The organism is Thermosporothrix hazakensis (genome assembly GCF_003253565.1).
In the GTDB taxonomy this organism is placed as follows: Bacteria; Chloroflexota; Ktedonobacteria; order Ktedonobacterales; family Ktedonobacteraceae; genus Thermosporothrix; species Thermosporothrix hazakensis.
This window is the reverse complement of record NZ_QKUF01000005.1, coordinates 272,541-295,382: the sequence shown is the minus strand read 5'-3', so window position 1 is coordinate 295,382 and position 22,842 is coordinate 272,541. Positions and strand designations below refer to the sequence as shown.

The 22,842-nt window shown below is 51.5% G+C and carries 22 protein-coding genes and 1 rRNA gene; 14 read left to right on the top strand and 9 right to left on the bottom strand.

Going from position 1 to position 22,842, the window contains the following annotated elements; translation table 11 throughout:
• The 8 genes from EI42_RS10690 to EI42_RS10650 all read left to right on the top strand — a co-directional run.
• Positions 1 to 237, top strand: a 23S ribosomal RNA gene (locus EI42_RS10690); the annotation flags it as partial.
• A gap of 484 nt (positions 238 to 721) precedes the next feature.
• Positions 722 to 2,728 carry a hydantoinase/oxoprolinase family protein gene (locus EI42_RS10680; protein WP_111321672.1) on the top strand — a complete coding sequence of 669 codons (2,007 nt, stop codon included), beginning with the start codon at positions 722 to 724 and terminating at the stop codon, positions 2,726 to 2,728.
• 2 nt (positions 2,729 to 2,730) lie between these two features.
• A complete protein-coding gene (locus tag EI42_RS10675; protein WP_111321670.1) occupies positions 2,731 to 4,338 on the top strand; it encodes a hydantoinase B/oxoprolinase family protein in 1,608 nt (535 codons plus the stop codon).
• A 112-nt stretch (positions 4,339 to 4,450) separates the two neighbouring features.
• Positions 4,451 to 4,717, top strand: a complete 267-nt coding sequence (locus EI42_RS10670) for a mycoredoxin (protein ID WP_246046372.1) — start codon at positions 4,451 to 4,453, stop codon at positions 4,715 to 4,717.
• Positions 4,718 to 4,927: 210 nt separating this feature from the next.
• Complete coding sequence (locus EI42_RS10665) at positions 4,928 to 6,133, top strand: aminotransferase class V-fold PLP-dependent enzyme (RefSeq protein WP_111321668.1); 1,206 nt, start codon at positions 4,928 to 4,930, stop codon at positions 6,131 to 6,133.
• 11 nt (positions 6,134 to 6,144) lie between these two features.
• On the top strand, positions 6,145 to 6,534 hold the full coding sequence (locus EI42_RS10660) for a hypothetical protein (protein WP_111321666.1): 390 nt from the start codon (positions 6,145 to 6,147) through the stop codon (positions 6,532 to 6,534).
• Positions 6,535 to 6,555: 21 nt separating this feature from the next.
• Positions 6,556 to 7,518 (top strand): ornithine cyclodeaminase family protein, encoded by a 963-nt coding sequence (locus EI42_RS10655; protein ID WP_111321664.1) that lies wholly within the window; start codon positions 6,556 to 6,558, stop codon positions 7,516 to 7,518.
• 15 nt (positions 7,519 to 7,533) lie between these two features.
• On the top strand, positions 7,534 to 8,751 hold the full coding sequence (locus tag EI42_RS10650; RefSeq protein ID WP_170142529.1) for a WD40/YVTN/BNR-like repeat-containing protein: 1,218 nt from the start codon (positions 7,534 to 7,536) through the stop codon (positions 8,749 to 8,751).
• A 50-nt stretch (positions 8,752 to 8,801) separates the two neighbouring features.
• Here EI42_RS10650 and EI42_RS10645 read toward each other — a convergent pair whose 3' ends face one another.
• Entirely contained in the window at positions 8,802 to 9,254 is a 453-nt protein-coding gene (locus EI42_RS10645; protein ID WP_111321660.1) for a hypothetical protein, read from the bottom strand.
• Positions 9,255 to 9,432: 178 nt separating this feature from the next.
• Between EI42_RS10645 and EI42_RS10640 the strand changes: the two genes are divergently transcribed.
• Entirely contained in the window at positions 9,433 to 9,855 is a 423-nt protein-coding gene (locus EI42_RS10640) for a response regulator (RefSeq protein ID WP_111321658.1), read from the top strand.
• Positions 9,856 to 9,863: 8 nt separating this feature from the next.
• Here EI42_RS10640 and EI42_RS10635 read toward each other — a convergent pair whose 3' ends face one another.
• Positions 9,864 to 10,925 (bottom strand): helix-turn-helix domain-containing protein, encoded by a 1,062-nt coding sequence (locus EI42_RS10635; RefSeq protein ID WP_111321656.1) that lies wholly within the window; start codon positions 10,923 to 10,925, stop codon positions 9,864 to 9,866.
• A gap of 242 nt (positions 10,926 to 11,167) precedes the next feature.
• Here EI42_RS10635 and EI42_RS10630 point away from each other — a divergent pair, with 242 nt between their 5' ends.
• The 3 genes from EI42_RS10630 (at position 11,168) to EI42_RS10620 (ending at position 13,703) form a co-directional block, all read left to right on the top strand.
• The gene (locus tag EI42_RS10630) at positions 11,168 to 12,130 is read left to right on the top strand and encodes a S1C family serine protease (RefSeq protein ID WP_170142528.1); all 963 of its coding nucleotides are present in this window, start codon (positions 11,168 to 11,170) and stop codon (positions 12,128 to 12,130) included.
• 64 nt (positions 12,131 to 12,194) lie between these two features.
• Positions 12,195 to 12,596 carry a hypothetical protein gene (locus EI42_RS10625; protein WP_111321652.1) on the top strand — a complete coding sequence of 134 codons (402 nt, stop codon included), beginning with the start codon at positions 12,195 to 12,197 and terminating at the stop codon, positions 12,594 to 12,596.
• Between the two features lie 99 nt (positions 12,597 to 12,695).
• Entirely contained in the window at positions 12,696 to 13,703 is a 1,008-nt protein-coding gene (locus tag EI42_RS10620) for an NAD(P)H-dependent flavin oxidoreductase (RefSeq protein WP_111321650.1), read from the top strand.
• Positions 13,704 to 13,764: 61 nt separating this feature from the next.
• On the opposite strand, the gene EI42_RS10615 is transcribed toward EI42_RS10620, so the two are convergent.
• Complete coding sequence (locus tag EI42_RS10615) at positions 13,765 to 15,201, bottom strand: acetate--CoA ligase family protein (RefSeq protein ID WP_111321648.1); 1,437 nt, start codon at positions 15,199 to 15,201, stop codon at positions 13,765 to 13,767.
• Positions 15,198 to 16,151: a PAC2 family protein gene (locus EI42_RS10610; RefSeq protein WP_111321646.1), complete on the bottom strand. Its 954-nt coding sequence runs from the start codon at positions 16,149 to 16,151 to the stop codon at positions 15,198 to 15,200. The genes EI42_RS10615 and EI42_RS10610 overlap by 4 nt, the downstream gene beginning before the upstream one ends.
• 222 nt (positions 16,152 to 16,373) lie before the next feature.
• On the opposite strand from EI42_RS10610, the gene EI42_RS10605 reads away from it, so the two are divergent.
• A complete protein-coding gene (locus tag EI42_RS10605) occupies positions 16,374 to 17,288 on the top strand; it encodes an RluA family pseudouridine synthase (RefSeq protein ID WP_111321644.1) in 915 nt (304 codons plus the stop codon).
• 21 nt (positions 17,289 to 17,309) lie between these two features.
• A complete protein-coding gene (locus EI42_RS10600; protein ID WP_111321642.1) occupies positions 17,310 to 17,846 on the top strand; it encodes a hypothetical protein in 537 nt (178 codons plus the stop codon).
• A gap of 3 nt (positions 17,847 to 17,849) precedes the next feature.
• On the opposite strand, the gene EI42_RS10595 is transcribed toward EI42_RS10600, so the two are convergent.
• The 5 genes from EI42_RS10595 to EI42_RS10575 form a co-directional block, all read right to left on the bottom strand.
• Entirely contained in the window at positions 17,850 to 18,413 is a 564-nt protein-coding gene (locus EI42_RS10595; protein WP_111321640.1) for an NUDIX hydrolase, read from the bottom strand.
• A gap of 82 nt (positions 18,414 to 18,495) precedes the next feature.
• Entirely contained in the window at positions 18,496 to 19,551 is a 1,056-nt protein-coding gene (locus EI42_RS10590) for a DUF4349 domain-containing protein (RefSeq protein ID WP_111321638.1), read from the bottom strand.
• A 155-nt stretch (positions 19,552 to 19,706) separates the two neighbouring features.
• Positions 19,707 to 20,579 carry an SMP-30/gluconolactonase/LRE family protein gene (locus EI42_RS10585; protein WP_111321636.1) on the bottom strand — a complete coding sequence of 291 codons (873 nt, stop codon included), beginning with the start codon at positions 20,577 to 20,579 and terminating at the stop codon, positions 19,707 to 19,709.
• A gap of 128 nt (positions 20,580 to 20,707) precedes the next feature.
• Entirely contained in the window at positions 20,708 to 21,610 is a 903-nt protein-coding gene (locus EI42_RS10580) for a polysaccharide deacetylase family protein (protein WP_111321634.1), read from the bottom strand.
• A gap of 272 nt (positions 21,611 to 21,882) precedes the next feature.
• Positions 21,883 to 22,776, bottom strand: coding sequence for an amidohydrolase family protein (locus EI42_RS10575; protein ID WP_111321632.1), 894 nt, complete (start codon positions 22,774 to 22,776; stop codon positions 21,883 to 21,885).
• Positions 22,777 to 22,842: the final 66 nt, after the last annotated feature.

Here is a 22,842-nt window from a genome sequence, read left to right as displayed (position 1 = left end):
ATGGCTTGACCGCTGGTGCGTCAGTTGGCCTGCCTGGGCCAGAGCTGAGTAGCTACGTCAAGAAAGGAGAAGCGCTGAAAGCATCTAAGCGCGAAGCCGACCCCAAGAAGAGTCTTCCCGCTCTCTCCGAGAGGAGGGAGCCAAGACCCCAGAAAGAAGATCTGGTAGATAGACCGTGCGTGGACGTCTGGTAACAGGCGAAGCGGAACGGGACTAATGGTCGAACGGCTTGTTGAATCGGAGCCTCGCAGGTGAGGGGAAGTGGTGCAGAGGAAGGTGTCCGAGCGGGTGCAGCATCGATGACAGTTCGGCAAAATTGAATGATCGCTCTTGAGAGATTGCTTTCTACTCTTCAGTGGACAGGAGAAAGAGGTTCGCCCCGGAAGCGGGGACGGGCCTTTTTGCATTTTTGGCCCGCCATCAGGTGAAAAGCGCTCCAGTGTTGCACTGAAGCGCTTGCTCTCTATCCGTATGTGCCTTCACAGTTACAATCCTCTTCACGAGAACTCTGAAATAGAGTATTATTCGTGTATCCCTTTTTGGAATGATACAGGCCGAATTGTTGCTAAAGTATAGCGCCAGATTGGGGAAACGTGTACTATAATTCATTGTTCCTCTTTTGCTAGAATCATATGTTCCCTTTTCTTTTTGATTCTGTCGCTATAGAAGAGGGAGAGATTGGCGCCCGAGAACTTGTCATTGAAGGGGAAGGAGTAAGGCAATGGTTACGCATCTGGTTGGTGTTGATACTGGCGGAACTTTTACCGATATTGTGGTGCTCCAGAAAGGTGCGTTGCGAGTCCACAAGGTGCTTTCTACACCCGATGATCCATCAAAAGCGATTCTCCGTGGATTGAATGACCTCGGTATTTTTGATGAGTTGCGCGTTTTGATTCATGGTTCTACAGTAGCTACGAATGCGGTTCTTGAGCGAAAGGGAGCGGTTACAGGGTTAATTACGACCGCAGGGTTTCGAGATGTGCTGGAAATTGGGCGCCAGACTCGACCTGAGATCTATAATTTGCGGGTTCAGAAACAGCCTCCCCTGGTGCCTCGTTCGTTGCGCGTTGAGGTTATAGAGCGGTTGAATGAGCGAGGAGAAGAGATACTCCCTCTGGATCAGATGACGCTGGAACAGGCTTTGCGTACCCTCCATGCGGCCGGCGTTGAGTCGGTTGCTATCTCATTGCTCTTTAGCTTTGCCAACCCGACGCATGAGCAAGCGGTGGCTGATGCTGCACGAAAGGCCGGTTATTTTGTCTCCGCATCTTCTGAGGTTGTACCGGAGTTTCGTGAGTATGAGCGAACCAGTACAACCGTACTCAATGCCTATGTTGGCCCGCTAATGAGCCGATATCTGGCCTCTCTGGAAGAGAAGCTGCCCTCGGGAATCACCTTTCGGATTATGCAGTCAAATGGTGGCTCTATTTCCTGTACAACCGCGCGGAAGGAAGCGGCTCGTACATTGCTTTCCGGGCCTGCGGCTGGTGTGGTTGGCGCAGCCTATGTTGCACGGCTTTCCGGCTTTCAGAAAGCGATCTCCTTTGATATCGGCGGAACCTCAACCGATGTCGCCTTGATTGATGGTGGTATCAACGAAACGACATCGGGTTCGGTTGGGGGGTATCCCTCAAAGTTGCCGATGATTGATATTCATACAGTTGGTTCGGGTGGTGGTAGTATCGCCTGGTTCGATGTCGGTGGTGCTCTGAAAGTTGGGCCTGTTTCTGCTGGCGCATCTCCCGGCCCGGCAGCATATGGTCTGGGTGGAACGGAAGCAACAGTGACAGACGCGAATGTTGTTCTTGGCAGGTTGATCCCTGAGGCTTTTCTTGGTGGCACGATGTCGCTTGATGTCCAGCGAGCAAGAAATGCAGTAGAGAAGATCGCGCTTCGTCTGGAAACAACAGTCGAAGAGGCCGCTCTGGGTATTATTCGTGTCGTGAATGCCAATATGGAAGCAGCTATTCGCGTGATCTCGGTTGCTCGGGGCAGCGACCCTCGTGATTGTGTCCTTGTTGCATTTGGTGGAGCTGGTCCGTTACACGCTTGTGAACTGGCGGCAGCATTAGGGATCCCTCGAGTGCTCATTCCAACGACACCAGGAGTACTGTCAGCTCTGGGAATGCTTGTCGCCGATACGCTAAAAGATTATGTGCAGACTATCATGGTTCCTGTCGAAGAGGCTCAACAGCCCATAATCGACGCTCTAGCGTCTTTGGAAGCACAAGGGCATGCGGATCTTCTGCGTGAAGGAATTGCTGAGCAAGATATTGTGCTCGAGCGCTACTTAGATATGCGCTATATCGGACAATCCTATGAATTATTTGTTCCCTTTACTGGTTCCATTGTTGAGGCTGTCCAGCGATTTCATATGGCTCATGAGCAGCGCTTTGGTTACTGTGACCCGAATGAGCGCGTTCAGGTGGTGAATGTGCGTTTGAAGGCACGAGGAAAAGCCCATAAACCAGCCCTTGAGAGTCGAAAGGCCCAGAACACGAACGAGATACAGCCATTTGCATATCGGACGGCTCTATTCCCTTCGGAGACTGGAGCAATGCCTTTTGTTGTGCCGATTTATGAGCGGTCTGTTCTGGCTGTTGATACCGAACTCTCGGGGCCTGCAATTATTGTGCAATATGATACAACGACCGTGGTACCGCCTGCGTGGCGCTTACGGGTTGATATGACAGGGAATCTTCTGCTTGAACAAATGAAGGAGCAATAGTCATGGGAAAGACGCCAAATGTAACGCCTGTTAGTCTGGAAATCTTTCGTAGCGCTCTGACTGCTATTGCTGAGGAAATGGGAACAGTACTCACTCTGAGTAGCTATTCGCCAAATATCAAGGAGAGGCGTGATTTTTCCTGTGCGCTCTTTGATATACGTGGTAGACTGATTGCTCAGGGAGATCATATGCCTGTGCATCTGGGAGCAATGCCCGATTCTGTGGCCTCTGCGCTGGCTGCGTTTACAGAGTTTGCGCCCGGTGATGTCGTTATTTTGAATGATCCCTATCTGGGTGGGTCGCATCTTCCCGATATCACTTTGATTGCGCCGATTTATGTCGAGGTTGAGGGAAAGCAACGTTTGATTGGATTCGCGGCGAACAGGGCACATCATTCCGATGTTGGAGGGATTTCACCTGGTTCGATGCCACTTGCAACCGAGGTGTATCAAGAGGGGGTAATTATTCCTCCTTCCAAGTTATGGGATGCAGGGCGGCTGAATCAGCCCTTACTTTCGTTGATTTTGCGCAATATTCGGACTCCTGACGAGCGACGCGGTGATCTGGCGGCCCAGATAGCGGCAAATCGGACGGCTGGCAGGCGTTTACAGGAATTGGTTGAGAGATGGGGAATACAGGTGCTGGAGGCCCATATAGATGCGCTTATTGCCTATGCACAACGCATTACCGAAGCCGCCATTGAAGCGATTCCTGATGGGACCTATTATTTTGTCGACTATTTAGATGATGATGGCGTTACTGATGAGCCTGTGATGATTCGCGTGGCTGTGACGGTACAGGGAAAACATATTACTGTCGATTTCAGTGGAAGTAGCCCTCAGACGCGGGGCAATGTGAATACGGTCGCAGCGGTGACCAGATCGGCAGTGTATTATGTCGTGCGTTGTCTGATGCCTTCAGATGCGCCAACCAATGCAGGTACTTTTGCGCCTGTTACCGTACTGGCTCCTGAGGGAACGGTTGTTCATGCACGGCCTCCCGCGGCTGTCGCCCAGGGAAATGTGGAAACATCGCAGCGGATTACAGATGTTGTGCTGGGAGCTCTGGCACAGGTTCTCCCGGCAACGATTCCCGCAGCCGGTCAGGGGACCATGAATAATATTACGGCGGGTGGTTTCGATCCGCGTACGCAACAGCCATTTGCCTACTATGAGACGATGGGAGGCGGGATGGGGGCCAGTCTCGGGCAATCCGGACTTTCGGGAGTTCATGTCCATATGAGTAACACGCTGAACACACCTGTTGAGGCGTTTGAGTATGCCTATCCGATGCGGATCATGCGTTATCAACTGCGTGAGGGCTCCGGTGGCGTGGGTGCGGCCTGTGGAGGCGATGGATTGGTGCGTGAGATACAATTTGAGGTGCCTACCGAGGTGACCTTGCTGTCCGATCGCAGGCGTTTTGCCCCTTATGGACTACAGGGAGGGGAGCCCGGCGCAAAGGGCGAAAATCGGCTGCTAAGCGAGGGAAAAGAAACGGTGCTACCCGGGAAGGTCCATCTCCGAGTGCAACCGGGAGACCGCCTGATTATCGCCACTCCGGGAGGTGGTGGTTGGGGCTCTCCATCGCCAGTAGAGCCAGGCAAGTAGCCATGTTTGGCCGCTGACGTTCTTTTGGGGGAATAGATCGGCTTTGCTCTACGTTGTAACTCATGAGGAAGCATACCTCGCTTATAACTATAGCTTTCAAGGAGTTTATTCCGTGGCCGAAACAATTCAGGAAAAGAACGACACAAAGATTGTAATGTATTCAACCACATGGTGTGGCGATTGCCGTTTCGCCAAGCGCTGGTTCGACTCTCATGGCATCGCTTATGATGAAATTGACATTGAGCAGGATGAGAGCGCTGCCGAGCTGGTTGTGAAGCTGAATGGTGGAAAGCGCGTCGTGCCGACGATTGTGTTTCCTGATGGCTCTATTCTGGTTGAGCCGGGAGCTCGTGAGCTTGCTGCCAAATTTGCGAAGTAATCAAACTTATAAGCTATTGATGGTCTCTGCCTTGAGCAGAGGCCTTTTTTTATGCTCGAATAGGAATAGAGATACGGGCCAGAAGGAAAGGGATGTGAATTTTAGGTAGCCTCTGTTAAAATAAGTGAATAGAATGCGTCCCTATACAAGCAGGGTGAGTTTCTCGGTAGAGACTGGCAAAGCACTAATCGTTAAAAGGAGTTAGCGTTGATGACTTTGGGCGATTCCAGGATGCAATATCCCGTCCCTCCAGCACTAGAACATCCTGAACTCCTTCTATATCGTAATGAGTTCCCTATCTTGCAGCGCAAGACTTATTTCAGCAGTTGCTCTTGTGGGGCGCTTTCTCGGCGTTCATCTCAGAACGTGACCCGGTTTCTGGACACCTGGAATGAATGGGGAAGCCAGGCACGGCAGGATCTCTGGCTTGAAGAAGTTGCCAGAGCACGTAACCGATTTGCTTCCATTATCGGGGCGCAAGAGCATGAGGTTGCGATAGCTCCCAGTGTCTCTGTTGCCCTGAGTTCCATTGCATCTGCTCTTGATTACAGCCAGCGGAAGAAGGTCGTCCTTTCGGATATGGAGTTCCCTTCTCTGGCTTACCAGTGGCTGGCAAAGAGGCGTTATGGCGTTGAGTGCCAGTTTGTGAGAAGCCCGGATCGGGTCTATGTGCCATCGGAATTGTTTGAAGAGGTTGTAGATGAGCGGACCGTGTTGGTCGCGACCTCGCGTGTGTATGGGGCCAGTGGCTATATACAGGATATTCGTGCTGTTGCTGATACAGCGCATCGTCATGGTGCGTATGTATTAGTTGATGACTATCTGGGCACTGGTTTGATTCCTGTGAATGTGAACGCACTGGATGTCGATTTTCTGGTGACCAGTACTCAGGCATGGTTGATGGGTGGCCCGGGACTGGCGTTTGTCTACATTCGTGAAGGGCTGCTCTCGTCGTTCTGGCCGACAATTGCCAGTTGGTTTGGTCATCAGGAGCAGTTTCAGTATCGCATAGAGGAACTGGTGTTTCGGAGTGATGCCCGACGCATCGAGTTGGGAACGCCTGCGATGGCCGCTATCTATGCCGCGAATGGCGGCCTGGATATGGTCCTTGAGGCAAGCGTTGAGAGCATTTGCGAGCGTTCGCGCTATTTGAGTAATGATTTGATTGCTCGGGCGCGTGAGCTGGGCTGGAAGGTGCACGCCCCGCTGGAACAGGAGCGGCGGAGCCCTATTGTTGCTCTGGAAGTCGAGCGACCTCAGGATATGCTGAAAGAACTGCTTGCTCGTAATATTATTGTGGACTGTTATTCCGGTTTATTGAGAATCTCGCCGTACTTCTATAATACCATCGAGGAAAACGCTATTGTTATAGAGGCTATTGCTGAGATATTGAAAAACAGAAAGAGCACCTCGTGAGGAGGCTATAGATGAAGTGTTCTCAATGTCAGTTTGAAAATGCAGCAGAGGAAACGCATTGTCAGCAGTGTGGTGCTGAATTAGCGACTCCATCTCGCGGTATTGTCCCTGTCACGTCTCGCTTACCGGCCGTTTTACAGAATCCTGTAGTTCCGAAGAGTGTTGCTGCTGGTGTCGGGGCACTGGCTTTGGGCGTCGGGTTGGAACTATTGCGGCGCAACCTGCTGAGCCGTCTGATCCCGGCTGCCAAAACAACGCAACAGGCGCTTCCTGTGTTGAATGAGGTTAAAGATACACTCTTCCCTCAGAGTAGCAAACAGATCAAGCTGCCAAAGGGCTATGAGATGCAGGAATCTGTTGTGTATATTCGTCGCATTATTCGTAAGGAAAGTAAGCTATAAAGCATTCCTGAGTGTTATTGTATGGCGTTGATTTTGCGTGAAGATGATGTGCGCTCTCTATTGAGCATGCATGACACGGTGGCGGTGCTGGAGGAGGCGTTCAACGCCCAATCACAGGGAATGGTTGTGAATCAGCCGCGCAGCCGCATTATGATTCCGAATGGAGTGTTGAATACGCAAGCCGCGGCTGCTCCAACTTTTGGTGTTCTGGGATATAAAACCTATACAGCCTTCAGGGAAGGTGTGCGCTCTGTTGTCCTTCTCTTTAGTGCCCATGATGGAAGCTTGCTTGCTATCATAGAGGCTGAATGGCTTGGGGCGATGCGGACTGGAGCGGCGAGCGCGCTGGCGACGAAATATCTTGCCAGACCGGATGCGCATATCGTCGGACTGATCGGGGCGGGTAAGCAAGCTGTTACGCAACTCATGGGTGTGTGCTCTCTGCTTCCAGCGCTCTCCACTGTCCTGGTGTATTGCAGACAGCAATCTGTTCGTGAGCTCTTTTGCCAGGAAATGTCTCACCTGCTCAATCTTGATGTCAGGCCTGTCCTTACTGCGAAAGAGGCAGTAGAATATGCCGATATTCTTATCACAGCGACGACGTCACGCTATCCGGTATTTGAAGGAGCATGGCTCAAGCCCGGATGCCATATAAACGCTATTGGTTCCAATTGGGCCCAGAGGCGCGAGCTGGATAGCGCGACGATCCAACATTGCTCGTTGGTCGTCACTGATTCGTTGGAGCAGGCCTGTGTTGAGGCCGGGGATTTGATTATTCCAGCGAATGAGGGGCTTTTTGACTTGAGCGAGGTGCATGAGCTTTCTGAGATTGTAAGCATTGATATACCCTGGCGTGAAACGCCCGATGCGATTACCCTTTATAAGGGGATAGGAATTGCTCTGGAAGACATTATAACTGCTGCACACGTCTACTATTGCGCTCGTCAACACAATAGAGGCGAAGAAATACAGCTCATTCTCTGAATGAAGGAGAGCGGAGTGAAGGTTCAAATTCAGATGTTACAGGCGCTCTACAGGGACATGAAAGCGCACAGGCAACCAATAATGCACGTTTATGTCCTTTTGCCGGCCCTGCTATTGATACTGCTGCTTTCTGCCTGCACTGATGGTGGTGCACTTGGTGGTGGAGCATGGCAACTCAGCAATTTGCAGAAACATGCGGTGCGTGTCCTGGCTGTGAATCCCGCCAAACCAGCCTCAATCTATGCTGCTGATGAGCAGGGTACGCTTTTTGTCAGCACCGATGGTGGGCAACAATGGACAGAACGGGGACAGGGCTGGTCAAAGCCAAATCCGGTATTGGCTCTCGCCTTTGATATCCCTGGAGAGAAGCTGTACGCGGCCACCGAGAAGGGCTTGTTTGTGAGCACGGATGAGGGGCAGAAGTGGACGCTTATTTCGACGCAACAGATGGGCTTACCTGCTGATCGATATACTTCTATCTTGTTTGATGACCGACGTTCTCACCGTGTCTATGTTGGAACTGCGGGGCATGGTATTTTTGTGAGCGCGGATAAAGGGACATCCTGGAAGGCCGTCAGCCAGGGGCTTCCCACAAATGCTGCGATCAAGTATCTTGCATATGACCCCTCCGCCCGGCAGATATGGGCTACTACTACTGCCGGTGTATTCCGTTCGGACGACCAAGGGGGCTTGTGGCGCTCTTTTCAGCATAACCTGCCTGCTAACACCGCGGTCAATGTGGTGCTTCCCGCAGCGGCAGGAGGAGGACAGGAGCGGTTGGTCTATGCAGGTACCGATAAGGGGCTGTATATCTCCCAGGATCAGGGAGAAACCTGGAAGACTGGTAAAATTCCTTTAACCGGGGCCAGAGTGTTGGCCCTGCTGGTTGATTTCCGAAACGATAAGACGCCGCTCTATATCGGCACGAACAAGGGCGCCTTTCGGAGCAATGATGGAGGTCAGAGCTGGAATTTGATCGCTGGAGGTTTGCCTAAGGGAACGATCGTCTATGCCTTTGCTCTGGGTGCTGAGAACTACTCACAACTTTTTGCTGCAACTGCAAATGACGTTTATCTGTTCCCCGGGATGAATGGTGGCTGGCCATTCAGCCGTATTCTGTTCTGGGTGCTCATACTTGTCCTCTTCGTGGCGCTCTACTGGGTGCTGACAAGGAGTCGGCGGCGCCGAGGGGCTGTGCGTCTTGCCGAGACGAAAGAGAAAGCTGAAGAGTAAGTGTTGCTGACCTTGAGAGGAGTAGACAGGCTGCACCTCTCAAGGTCGGATTATGGACGATGAGCGCCTAAATATGCGACTACAAGGTAGAGAACGTAAAGAAAGATGCATACAAGAACAATGGCTCCATAGCAAGTCAGTGTCCATGCACGGCGCGTGTTAAGTGCCTGCCGAAGCTGCTCAATCATATCAGGTGGATCAAGCTGCAAGTCTGGATGCAGTTCCAGTAGTTGCGGTAACATAGCCCGAAAGTCCTTTGCGTTGGTCATTCCTTCAGCGAGCATCACTGTTGTGTCATCCACCAGATCAGCCATGAGGATGAGCTTTGATGGATTGGGGTCTCCGGGCATGAGGATCAGCCGTTTGAGGTCCTGAAGATATACCCGTGTCTCCGTCTCAACCTCTTGCCCGGTAATTACCAGTTCATCTTTGTACAGCCGAATCTCTTTGCCCATTCCATAGCGTACGACACTGATTGGGGATGCTGGATTCTGTTCACTCATAGATCGTTATTCCGCCTGGTTTCTCTGTTGAAATAGTAAGCGCTACGTAAGATTGTACTGCATAGATGGGGTGGCGTCGAGCCTTCTTACACCGAAAGGGGCTCCGCTTGACAGAATATGCATTGAAACATTACAATCTTCACTGTGAAGACAACAGCAGTATAGAAGTTCTGGAATCATGGCGCAGGTCGGTTTACTCGAAGATAATGTGCGTATTGCTCGTCTCTGTGCAACGATGCTGCAATATGCAGGGCATCAGGTCACAATCTATGAGCATCCACGGGAGTGCCTGGCTGCTCTCACCTCTCCCATTGGCAGGCGGGAAAAGAGCGTGAGTGTGGCTCGACCAATATTGCCGATTGATGTCCTGATTCTGGACCTCCACCTTCCCGAGATTGATGGATTGGACGTTTTGCGTTCCTTGCAAGCACATCCTGAGACGCGCTCTCTTCCCCTGATTTTCTGTACGGCTGCCGCTCCTTCAGAAGTGGCGCTTGCCTTGCGGGTCGCGCCTCATGCCGGGGTAATTGAAAAGCCGTTCACGATTCAAGCGCTCACATCTGCAATCAGTAGTGTCCTAACTCCTTCCTCTACAAAATAAAGTGGCCTCTACCATGTCCAGACTTTGAGATTGCGGAAAAAGCCTTCAGCAGGTGCCTGCATTTCGTTGCCTGCAAAAAGTCCTATTTGTCCATGTGTATATGTGTTGTTCTGAATGGTGGCGAGTTTCTGATGATTGGCATACAGGGAAATCGTCTCCTTGTCGGCGACGACGGCAAGCAGGTTCGTCTGGGCTATACCTGTACGAATCGCTGCCGAGGTTCCCTCTGCCAGCATCGGCGCATGGTCGTCTACTTTATCAATATAGAGTTTGAGTGCATAACGGCCATCTGTATGGATGCGGAAGAGATAGTACTTTGAGTCAATACTGTTCATTGAGCGAAAGATGAGACCGCCATAATCGCCCGAGAGCAGTGTCATCTCGACCTCATAGGCGAAATTCTGATAATTGGTTGCCTGAGCTATGCAGGCATGGAAAAAGCCCTCTAGCGGCTGATAAGAGAAATAAGCCTCTCTACGAAACTGGCAGCTTGCATGGTTTTCATTCCACCCTTCCTGCCAGTTGAGATGCAGGTTTTGGGCTGCGAGTGTATCTTCCAGAACGAGGGTGCCTTTTTGCGTATAGGGATTCGGCTGTTGCGCTGTCAGGTAGATACTCCCTGCCCCGATGAGGAGTGAGAGAATAAGCAGAATAGCGGTGAGGAGCAGAAGCTTTCGGGCTTTTTTGTTGGCTGGAGGACGTGTCTCTTCGGGTATATCCAGCGGCCGATTGATAATTTGGGGTGCTACATTTGTTGGTGCTGTCTTGTGAGAGAAGATTGTTTGCTCAATTGGTTTTTGCTCATTAGAAGGGATCTCAATAGTTGTATATGATATGTCTTGCAAGGCTTCTTCTTTGGCTTCAGCTTGAATAAGTCCCATTTCTTGCGCGTTCCTTTCCAGGAGCGCACAGAGCTTTTCCCGGAAAAAGGGAGAGGGAAGGGAAATACCTCGTTCCCATGCACTCACTGTATTTGGGGTTGTTCCCAGTTCTGCGGCCAGTCTTGCCTGTGACCAGCCACGGAGTTCCCGTTCACGGCGAAGCTGTTGAGAAAATTGTTGCCGGGACATTGAGTGTAAGACTCCTTCTCTGATTGGCTCTTCTCTTACAATAGAAGAGTGGATAGAATTGGTTGTGTTCCGTTTAAATACATATTATAAGGTATTTCCGATTTGTGGTAGTAGCTTGTTTTTCGGGCTTGCGCATGCTGCTATTGTGATACAATAGAGATCACTTGAGAGAAATAGGAGAGTCATAGCCTCGCACATATCGGTACTGATGATGGTTCCACAAAGAAGGTATGGTACCAGCTATGGCAATCTTCGAGAAAGATACGGAAGCGCTTGACGCTTATTCTCACGCGGTTATCACTGCGGCGGAGCGTGTGGGCCCTGCCGTGGTACGGATAGACGTTGAGCATGAGCGGTACGGGCGGTTTACGGCTCGCCCTGAGTATGGGGGCGGCATTGGTTCCGGCTTCATCTATTCCTCAGATGGACAGATCCTCACGAATGCGCACGTGGTCGAATATGCTCGCCGAATTCGGGTGACGCTGGCCGACGGGCGCACCTTTGATGCAGGTCTTGTAGGAAGTGATCCTTCAGTAGATGTTGCGATTCTGCGTATTGGGGCCGATCGGCTTCCCGTTGCTGAACTTGGGAAAGCTCCTTTGCGGGTAGGGCAATTGGTGGTTGCGGTTGGGAATCCCTATGGATTGAACTGGACAGTTACGGCTGGTGTGGTCAGTGCCCTTGATCGCACACTGGATGTACCCGGCAAGTATAAGATGGAACATCTTATTCAAACGGATACCTCTATCAATCCCGGCAATTCCGGCGGCCCGCTGGTTGATAGTCTGGGGCGCGTCGTTGGCATTACGACGGCAATGATGCCGATGGCGCAGGGGCTTGGCTTCTCGGTGCCGTTAGAGACAGTCAAAGATGCGATTGTGCGGATTATGCAGAAGCAGGAGGCGGCGTCGCTATCTGGGGTCTCGCTTGGAGTTGGCGGTATGCGAGTGCTGATTGATGAGGCACTGAGACAAAAGTATCGATTGCGCTCTCGTTATGGTATGGAGATTGTAGAGGTGCGGCGTGAGAGTCCTGCTGAGCGGGCACAATTGAGGCGACGGGATGTGATTGTTTCGGCTGATGAACATGTAGTGACTGAGCCAAAAGATCTACAGCAGGTCGTTCGCAGTCATGGAGCGGGAGACCGGATCGTGCTTGGCTTCTTGCGTGAGGGGACCTCGCGCAAAGTAACCGCTGTGTTGTAAGCAGTAAGAAGCGATTTATCCTGTAAAAGAGCAAGTAAGAAGGTCGTCATCTCGAAAAAGATCTTTGAAAGACGACCTTTTTTTTTTATTTTTGCATCGCTTCAGCGTCAAAGTGAATAGATATGCTGAAATACGAGCCCCTGTAGTGCTGGCTGCGTGCCAGAGGGACGGTGAAATCATGAACTGGCTTGGCTTATTAGGACTGGTAATGCCCGTGTTATTAATCGTTGCTGGTGTGCGATTTAATATGTACTTGCATGCAAAAGGGGCTTTAAAACCAGTTGAACATACTCGCGAGTTGATTGCATTAAGCCAGGAGGTGGTTGCAGAAGAGGAATACTATGACATGCTCGGTTCAGAGGGGAGCATGGCGAAGGTCTATGTCCGCAGGATTACCGTACTGCTTTTCGCTCTGCTGATAGTGATTGTATTGCTTTTTGTACTCGGGCTCGCTCTTCTGATGTAGGAAAAGATAATGCGATTTGAACCACAATTGATTGGTGTGCCTGAAATGTGATAGAACGTTTCAGGCACGTTTTTATTTCAGAAAGAGGTATAGAGAAGAATGGTACAATTGCCCGAACGAATGCAGACGCGCTTTACGGAACTGGTGGGAGTTCGCTATCCCATTGTGCAGGGTGGTCTGGCGCATCTTTCCTTTGCTGAACTGGCGGCCGCAGTCTCCAATGCCGGAGGCCTGGGGCAGATTGGCTGTGCCTGTTTTCAAACGCCACAGGAGTTGCAGGAGAATATTCAGAAAGCTCGCCGTTTGACCAATAAGCCCTTCGGTGTTAATTTTCCGATCGGCCACATTCCTCTGGAACCCTTTCTTGATGCCGCTCTGGAAGAGAAACCTGCTGTCATCAGCATTACAGGCGGAAACCCTGAGAAACTCCTGAAGCGGATACAGCAAAGTGGGGTGATGGTGAAGACAATGGTGCTGGTTGCGGGTGTACGTGCTGCGAAGAAGGCCGAAGCGCTTGGAGCGGATGCTGTGATTGCAGTCGGCTTTGAAGGGGGAGGTCATCTCGGACGTGACGATATCGGTACAATGGTTTTGACGCCACGCGTGATCGAGTCTGTCAGGATTCCGGTGCTGGCAAGTGGTGGTATCGCTGATGGACGTGGGTTGGCTGCTGCGCTGGCTTTGGGAGCTGATGGGGTCGAGCTTGGAACACGCTTTGTGGCGGTACAGGAGAGCAACGCACATCCACACTATCAGCAAGCGCTGATCGAGGCGCAGGAAACCGATACACTGATCATTGAACGAGCGATCGGACGGCCAGCACGAGCACTCAAGGGTACCCGGGTCGAGCAGATTCTTCAGGTTGAAAAGGAGATGGAGCAGGACGCTCTGCCTGCTGAAGAGCGTGTCCAGCGTCTGTTGCCCTATATTCGTGGCTCGGTCAATGTTCGGGCGGCGCTTGCGGGAGCGTTAGATGAAGGGTTTGTCTGGGCGGGACAGGTGACGGGCCTGATCCATGATATACCAACAACGCGAGAGCTGATAGAGCGCATGGTCAGTGAGGCGTATGCTATTACGCGGCGCATACAAGCGACCTTTGAGATATAAAGCAGAAAACAGAGGAAGGCATGAGCGTGTTCACGCCTCCCTCTGAACGCTGTATGCTTTTTTATGCTTCTTGTTGTTGCTTTTCCAGAAATTGTCCGACTTCGGAGAGCGCGGCCATAGCCCGGCAGGTAATCTCAACGGACTCGTAATAGGGCACGCGTTCTTCGCGCAGAATACGGAGCGCCGGGATATCGTGGCGTGCGTAGATGGTCTGGATCAGGATTGGTTTCTGATACTGGCGAACCAACTCACCAATTGCCCGCGCTGCGGCCTCCTCGCGTGGTCCAAACTCTTCGGAAAGGAGCCAGCGATAGCCTCCGAAGAGGCCCGTAATAATAACGCCATCGATATCAGGATCTTTGACACAGACCTCGGCCAGATGCGCGAAAGAAAGCGGATCCTCATCAGCGGCACCTGCGACATCGACCGGATTGGTAGAGGTAGCGCGGGCGGGCATCAGGGCTCGGAGTTTTTGCTGCGTTTCCTCGCTGAGAATGGGCACTTCCAGTCCTGCGCGGATGACTGCATCGCCGGTCGCGACCGAGCTGCCGCCCCCATCACCGATAATCGCGATGCGTCGTCCGCCATGTGGCGTGGGGGGCTGTGTTGCTAGCGCCTGAGCGACCGGGAAAAGCTCGTCTGAGCGAATCACGCGCACAACGCCGCTGCCAAGCAGACTGGTATCATGATCCGGACGCACAGTGGCATGTGAACCGGTATGTGCCAGAGCAGCGCGTACACCGACTTCTGTTGCGCCGCTGAGCAGGATCACGACTGGTTTGTAGTGTCCTCGGTCGTACATCTCTTTCGTAACCTGGCGCAACGTCTCTTCCTCAATGGCTTCAACATAGCCCGCGATTACGGTTGTGTTCGGGTCGTCGGCCAGATACTGCATGCACTCAGGGAAATTGACATCAACTGCGTTGCCCAGGCTCAGGAAGGTGGTAAAGCCCAGACCGTCGAGATGGGCCTGTGCGTAGAAATACATTCCCAGGTTTCCGCTCTGTGAGACGAGGCCAATGGGGCCTTCAGGTAGCGGAAAGACCATGCCGAGTGCGTTGACCTTTGACTGATGAACGTACAACCCCATGCAATTGCTGCCGATAATCCGAATGCCGTGCTCACGGCAGCGAGCGACCAGCTTCTGTTCAAGCTCACGCCCTTCGGGGCCGGTTTCGCTAAAGCCTGCTGTAATAATGACGATACCTTTGACGCCATGTGCAATACAATCGTCAACGGCTTGAGGAACATGGGGAAATGCGGTCGCGATGACGGCCAGATCAACAGGTCCTGGAACGTCGAGCAGTGAAGGATAGACTGGACGCCCGAGGATCTCCTTGCTGGTCGGGTTTATCAGATAAATGTCGCCTTGAAAGCCGCCCTGAATCAGTTGTTTGGCGGCAACATGCCCCCATTTCTGGGGAGCGCGGGAGGCTCCCAGAATGGCGACAGAACGCGGATGAAGAATCTCTTTCAGATTGTAGAGCTCTTTATTCATTCGCAATCCTTTTCATCATCATCGTAGTGTTTTTGCGGTTTCTTTTCGCGTTCTTTCCGAAGTAGTTCTTCGATCTCGCGAATAATCAGGTCTGCCTGTGGCAGGGGGCTACTTTCCTCAAGGAAATCTGGTTTGAAAGATATGGATATGGTATCCTCATCCTCATCCTCATCCATCTGTTCCTCTAGCTGGCGAACGTATTCGCTGGCTTCGGGATCGCTTTCAACCATTTCGGTAACCTGCTGTTCAAAGCGCTCGGCCTCTGCATAGACAACACTCAGGTTCAGATCAAGTTCCAGATACCTGTTCAGGTAGGTGAGCAAGGCCGCGGCGACTTTGATGTTGGGCGCGGTGTCAAGGTAGTTCGGAGCGGCAGCCCAGAAGCTCACAGCATCGATATTTTCCTGCTGACAGGCTTCATGCAGGACCCCAACAATACCTGTAGGGCCTTCATAATCGGAAGCTGGCAGATCAAACGAGCGAAGTCGCTGCTGAATGGCTGCATCTTCTGAAGAGCCGGTAACAGGAACATTGATAGAATGGGGAATGTCTGCAAGAAGAGCGCCAAGAAACACGATTTCCGACACGTGGAAGTGATGGCAGACCTCCAGGAATGCTTTACTGAACGTCTTCCACTTCAACTGTGGTTCGGGGCCAAGAAAGAGGATGATATCCCGGTCGCGCTCTGGATCACGATGAACGAGAAAGCGATGTGTAGGCCAGATCACCTCACGTCGTCCTCTCTCGACGTACTTGAGGGTTGGTCTGGTCTCCGTATAGACAAAAAAGTCCTCGTTCTCTATCTCGGCTATTTTTGTTGGTGCCCAGAGGTTGATGAGATGATTCATTACTGTTGTGGCTGATTCGGCAGCATCATTCCAGCCGCTGAACGCCACAATAGCAATGGGATTTCGCAATGTCGGCTCTTCAAAATAGCGAATTGATGACATGTATTATGACCTCTTTATTTGCTTGCAATAGTGTTTCTTAGCAAATGTTTGTTACCATTCTATCATGCTTGTACATGGAGGAAAATACGGTAGTAGAGATATGCCAGAACCAGGGGCACGCACCTGATTTCTGACCCCGCTTCCCTGCCCTGTTTGGTATACCAGGACTATTGGTTCACTCTCCCTATTGACGCTCTTTTTCTGGAAATCTATACTCAGCTCATGGAAATGGTTCATATCCCGGTAATTTATCAAGATCACTATCTCCTTGCTGTGAATAAACCGGCAGGGCTGGTTATTCATCCGACATATAAGCATGCAGATGGCACGATGTGGGATGCTATCTTAGCACTGCTAGCCTGTCAGGAGCAAGAGAGCTGGACGCCTCCTCGACCGCCAGATAAACCGGAGTGGGCACAAGCGCCGCTTGAGGTGCAGGCTATGCTGCGGCAAAAGATGTATGAGAGGATCGACCGAGAAGAAGGGCTGCTGCCTCGTCCTTGTTTGTTACATCGTCTGGATAAGGATACCTCGGGCGTGGTATTACTGGCTCGTACAGAGCGTTCGCGCCGTTTTCTGGTCAAACAGTTTGAGGAGCGCTCGATTCAGAAGAGCTATCTTGCGGTTGTGTCTCAGGGGGCACCCGAGTGGACGCGCCCTCGAACGACCTGTACGGTCTCAATCAGCCAGAATAGAGAGCTTGTGCCGTTAGAAGGATCGCCAGATCAGGTGATATGCCAGGGCTGCGAATTTGTGATTCAGGGCCCTCTGGGGCGTGATCCCGAGGATTATCGGCGCTGCGTTGTCATTGAGGGTGGGCAGGACGCGCTGACAGCCTGTACGGTACTGGCTGTTGAGCGTGGCTTTGCGTTGCTGAACGTGCATCCAATCACTGGGAGAACGCATCAGATACGCGCTCATCTCGCGGCAATTGGATGGGCGATTGTCGGCGATCAGCTCTATGCGACGGAGCAGGCTAAACAGCTTGGCCTGACACGTCAGTTCTTACATGCAAGAAGTATCACTGTGAGACATTATCCTGAAAAGCAAGAACGAACCTTTGTTGCACCTTTATCTCTCGATTTGCAGGACTGGTTACAACGGGAGATGCCCGCTGGTTCTAGAGCACTGGAATAGAAGCTGAAAGGAAGAGCGAATATGGAATATCCATCGGCTACGGGGCCGCTGGCAAAGGCCAGTGAAGCAGAGAAACGAAAACGACTCGATGCAATGGTGCAGTTCTGGCAGAATGATACTGAACGACGTTTAACCCGCGAAGGACGCGAGGCGTTTCTGGTGGGGATGGGGCTGAATGAGTATCGCTATTCGGTCTGGCTACGATTTCCTGAGTGGGAGCGCTCGGTTGTACTCGGGCAGGTGACGACGGTGCGTCAGGAGGCCGGGGAAGAGAAGCCAGTCCTGTTTACACAGTGGAGACAGGAGGCGCTGCTGAAGACAATGCCTGATTGGAAAAAGCGCTTGCCACAGGAGAATGTCTTTAATATCTGTGTTCGTCTGACCCCGGGTGGTCTGGGTGAGGGGAGTAAGTGGGCGATTATGATGCCACGCGAGATGGTGAGCCGCTATCGACCCGGATGGCCAACCCAGCAGGAATGGGTGGCCTGGACCCGGGAATTCGACTGGGTTGCGGTTGCTGTCGGCTTTATTCGGGCGATGCTTGACGCGCTTGCTTAGAGACTAGTCGCAAATGCCGAGTGTTTGTAGCGCGGTTTCCAGGAAAATGCGCTCGTTGGCAGTCAGGGTAAGCTGTTTCACCTCAGCAACAGGGAGGAAATCCGCCCCGAGTTCAAAGCCGTCAACCTCTTTTGCTTCTGGTCTATAGAGCGTTGCCCGGGCACAATAGACGAGTTGCAGGAAGTCAGGATAAGGGTGCTGGTAGTTTTCCGGTCTGGGGGTTATATGGTGAAAATGCTTGACTCCCAGAAGCGAGGGTTGTTGGATCTCCCAACCGGTCTCTTCAAGGAGTTCGCGCCGCAATGACTCTTCCAGACTTTCTCCTTGCTCGCGCCTTCCGCCTGGCTGAATATGCACGTTGAAAGGATTTTTGACGACAAGAACCTGTTCCTCTTGAAAGACGATGCACCGAACCGAGGTTACCAACTCAAGCGGGGGAAGCTCCTGGATCAGATAGCAGTTTAGCTGCATGCGTAGCAGGTGCCATAATGCCTCTTCTTCACTGATATGCTGCTGTCGCTGAAGGTAGACTGTGAGTTGCTCTTGTTGCAAAACGGTGTTCTCCATCTCTTCTTTGTTTTGCCGTATTATAGCAAGAGAAGAGGGCAGGGAGTGGAGGCTGCACGCTCTACTCCCTTGTTTTTCGATATTATTTAGTGAGTTCGGCAGGCTGTTTCTCGTTATCGGGCTCTGCTGGCTCGAAGGTATGGGGTTCCACCGGTGCGGTTGTCGCTATCTTGGGAGCGATGGTCTGAACACGTTTTTTCTGGAACATCCGAATCAACCAGACAATGAGCGCGAGCGGAATCAGGTAGATGCTGAAGGCCAGGAGCCAGATGACAATACTGATTAATGTCTGAGCAAATTCCAGAGACGCACTCCATGCCTCCGCGAACACCTCGCCAATATTCCAGGAAGGAGTATCGGGCGTTGTGGGAACTGTTGTGTTTAGGGGTGACAGGGTGATCGTCACCGGATACATTGTCGTTTGTTTGGATAGGGAATCGAGTTGCGTTTGATAGCGCTCGATATCGGTTTCAACCGTTGATAGCTTTTCCTCTATGGCAAGAATATCAGCCATCTCGGTTGCCTGCTTCATTAGTGTGTTCAGGCGGTCCCGCTCAACTTCCAGATTCTTGATCCGGGATTTCAGATCAATTGTGCTATCTGTCACATCTTGAATGGCCTCCTGCAGAGACAGCAGTTGTCCCTGATGTTGTTTGGCATAGTCGGTTAAATAGGCTCGTACTTGTGGGTAGATGTTTGCCTGCACCGAAAAGGTCATTGTGATGACGTATGCAGATGTATATGAGCGTTGATATTGAATGCCTTCGCTGCTGGCTTTAGGATCGGTCTGCATAATCCAGTGCTCCAGCTCTTTTGCTGTCTTCGTTGGGTCCTGAAACTCCATTGAGACGTTCAGGCTTTTGATGAGCTGTTGCGGGGTGGTAGTGGATGAGGTGTCTGTCTGCTCTTTTGAGGGCGGCATAGCGTTTTTGCCGTTGGTGTTTGTCAGTGTGGGTTTGCCAGTACTTGAATCGGTCTGGATACTGGACGGAAGAACAGTAGACTGGATCGTCCGTCCTCTTGAGAGATGATTGATCGTGTTGATGGCAATAACTAGAAGAATCAGGATGAGAAGACTTCCTCCTATCCCGTAGAGAACACGAGCTTTTCTCGTTTTCGGCAACCTGATTTTTTTCATCGTATAGAAACTCCCAAATGTGTAGTCTTGAATGTTGATAAAGCAGATAGAGATATACCTATTTGAGGAGACGATGAAAGCTGGTCAATAGTTCCCGTCTGTGCCGATATATCCAGAGAACAGGACCTTGAGAGAAAGGCCCTGTTGTGTGTGCATTATCCTTTAAAACGGTAGACGGGAAGTCCCTGAATGCCAACCTTCAGACGGAACAGGTCACCGGAGAAGGGGGAACGAGCCAGTTGCTCGGTGGAGAGAGCTTTGCGGGCAGTTGTAATATAGAGCTCATCCATACGTGGGCCGCCGAAGGTGCAGCTTGTAACATGGGGCGCAGGGATCGGGATGATGCGTTCAACCTCGCCATCTGGTGTATAGCGCACGATCTTTGCTCCTCCCCAGTGAGCACACCAGATGCCCCCTTCGCTGTCAACGGTTAACCCGTCGGGGATGGTGCCTGCATCAGTGATAGTTACAAGGGGACGCTCGTTGGAGATGGTGCCGGTGGTGGCATTGAAATCGAATGCGGAAATAGTACGGCGTGGGGAGTCGATAAAATACATGATGGTGTTGTCGGGATTCCAGCCAATCCCGTTGGAGATTCCCAGATTAGTAAGGATTCTATGAAGTGAACCATCAGGATCAAGCCGGTAGAGGGAGCCAGTATCCTCTTGTTCATATTCATCCATGCTGCCAGCCCAGAAGCGTCCCTGGCAGTCAACAGCTCCATCATTGAAGCGCATATGGGGTTTCTCCGCCTCGGGGTTTATCAGGTGGTGAAGCTGTCGGGTTTGTTCATCCCAGAAAGCGAAGCCCTCCTGCGTCGCCAGAATCAGATTGCCTTGCTCTCGAAATGCCAGTGTCCCGATCTGGGTGCCGACATGGATCTGCTCATAGTGGCCGGTAGCGGGTGTGTAGTGGTAGTAACATTTGTTGACGATATCGACCCAGTACAGGCGCTGTGTGACCTCATTCCAGCGAGGGCCCTCACCAAGGGTATTCTGAAGGGGAAGAAGGTGTTCCAGCTCGCTCATGTGGTTTGCCCTCCTTGAAGCATGTAGTAGATGCCTTTTTATCCTTGTATCTTATCATTTTACAAGAAGGGGAATAAGTGCTGAAAGAAGAGAGACTATCTGTGAAATGATAGTCTCTCAGGATGATCTTATCCCATATGTGAGAGCAGCTCAGGGACAGTGACGAAGCTATAGCCACGCGCCTTTAAGCCCTCAATAATGCGTGGCAGGGCGGCTATTGTTTGCGAGCGCTCTCCGCCAGCGTCATGCATCAGAATGATAGAACCTTTTCCTGCTTCCTGAAAAGCGGTGTTTACGATCGAGTCAACGCCTTTGCGCTGCCAATCGTTGGTATCAACATCCCAGATGATGATTTTTTCGGAAAGGCTGTTTGCTACCTGTACGACGTTATTGTTGTAGCTTCCGTAGGGAGGTCGTACCAGAGTTGGACGCTCACCGATAGTGTTATAGATTAAATCAGATGTATTTTTCAGTTCTTTTTGTAGCTGGTCCATTGAAAGTGTAGTGAGATCGGGGTGGCTCCAGCTATGGCTGGCGACCACATGGCCCGCTTGGTGTTCCTGTCTGACAAGGTCAGGATTCTCCTGGATCATTTGGCCCAGACAGAAAAAAGTCGCTTTAATGTTATAGCGCTTGAGAATCTGAAGGACCTGAGGCGTGTACTGGGGATGGGGGCCATCATCGAATGTCAGGGCGATTTCAAGCCGGTTGCGACTGCCATTGGTAATCACATTGGGAATGTTGCCCGGATTGCCAATCGGCGTTGAATCGCCGGTAATTGTCGGGCTGGGTGTCGGCTCAATGGTTGGTGTTGGAGTGGGTGTAAATACTATTGTTGGTGATGGGCCAGGCGTTGGTGTAATGGTCAGCGCTCTGTTCTTTTCGTCTTCAGCAGCGGCAATACCTGCGGCAAAGGAGCCAACAGCCCAGAGCGAGACACTGAGTATAGCCAAGAGAATGATTGGAAGATGGAGCTTTTTGTTAAAGCGGAAAGAAGGCTTGTGGTTGTTGTCGCGTCCATGTGCTGACATAAATTGATCTTCCTTCTGACATAGTCTTTTGGAGTTATTGGTAAAATGTATACTTGTTTGAATATATTGATGAAAAACTGAGCCGTTTTGTCGCGACGATTTCGCGTGGTCTCCCCTTTGTAGGATAAGCTGATCTTCTGCAATCCCGCAACAGAATGATCTTTTTGGGCTAGACGTGAGAAGAGGCTATTTTTGGAGGGCGAAAAGTTGTAGGAGGAGGATTCCATAGGGAGAGCAGAGTGAAATCGTGCTCTCTGCTCTCGGGTAACTGTCTACGAAGCTTGAACGGCACTGCTAAATTCCATTTGCGCGACGCGCGTATGTGCTAAGAGCTTCTGGGCATTTTTCCAGAGTAGTTTATCTCGTACTTCAGGCGTGAAGTAGTTCAGTGTATCGAAGTCTTTAAACCAGCGTTGCGGCGTAATAAATGGATAGTCAGAGCCAAAGAGAAAGCGGTCCTGAAGGCGCGTGGCGGCTACTTTAAGCAGCTCTTGTGGGATGCGTTTGGGTACCCATCCAGAAAGGTCATTATACACATTGGTCTTATGTTGCATAATGGCGATCATCTCTTCGTGCCAGGGCCAGGATGGGTGTGCGCCTATAATAATAAGGTCAGGGAAATCGGCGGCAAGTGTATCGAGATAAATCGGGCGGGTGTAGTCAAGCTTAATGCCCATGCCGCCGGGGGTTCCTGCGCCCAGACCGTTCGTCCCTGTATGGAAGAGGGCAGGTATGCGCAACTCTTGAATCTTCTCCATCAGGGGGTAGAACTGTGGATCATTGGGATAGAAGGCCTGTACGCCCGGGTGAAATTTCGCGCCTGCCAGGCCAAGCTCTTTGACGGCCCGCTCTATTTCTTTGATGGCTGCTCTGCCTTTGTGGGGATCGACGCTGGCAAAGCCGATGAACTGGTCCGGGTACCGATTAACGATGGTGGCGATATAGTCATTGCCCAGTGGCGGAAGCCCGGTCGCAGTTTCCGCATCCCAGGCAAGGAGTACGCCAATGATATCCTGTTCGGCATAATCAGCCGCGATCTGTTCGATGTCCTTGAGCCGAACTTCGGTGCGAAAATAGCGTTCGGCGGCCTTTGCATAGGGGCCAAGCGTGACCTGCATAAATTCCGTCGTTGGAAGATGTACATGAAAGTCTATAGCCCGAGGCATATATATTCCTCCTGGAAAATAGCCATCTCTGGCGTTCTAACAGGCGCTCATTGACATCACGTTCAG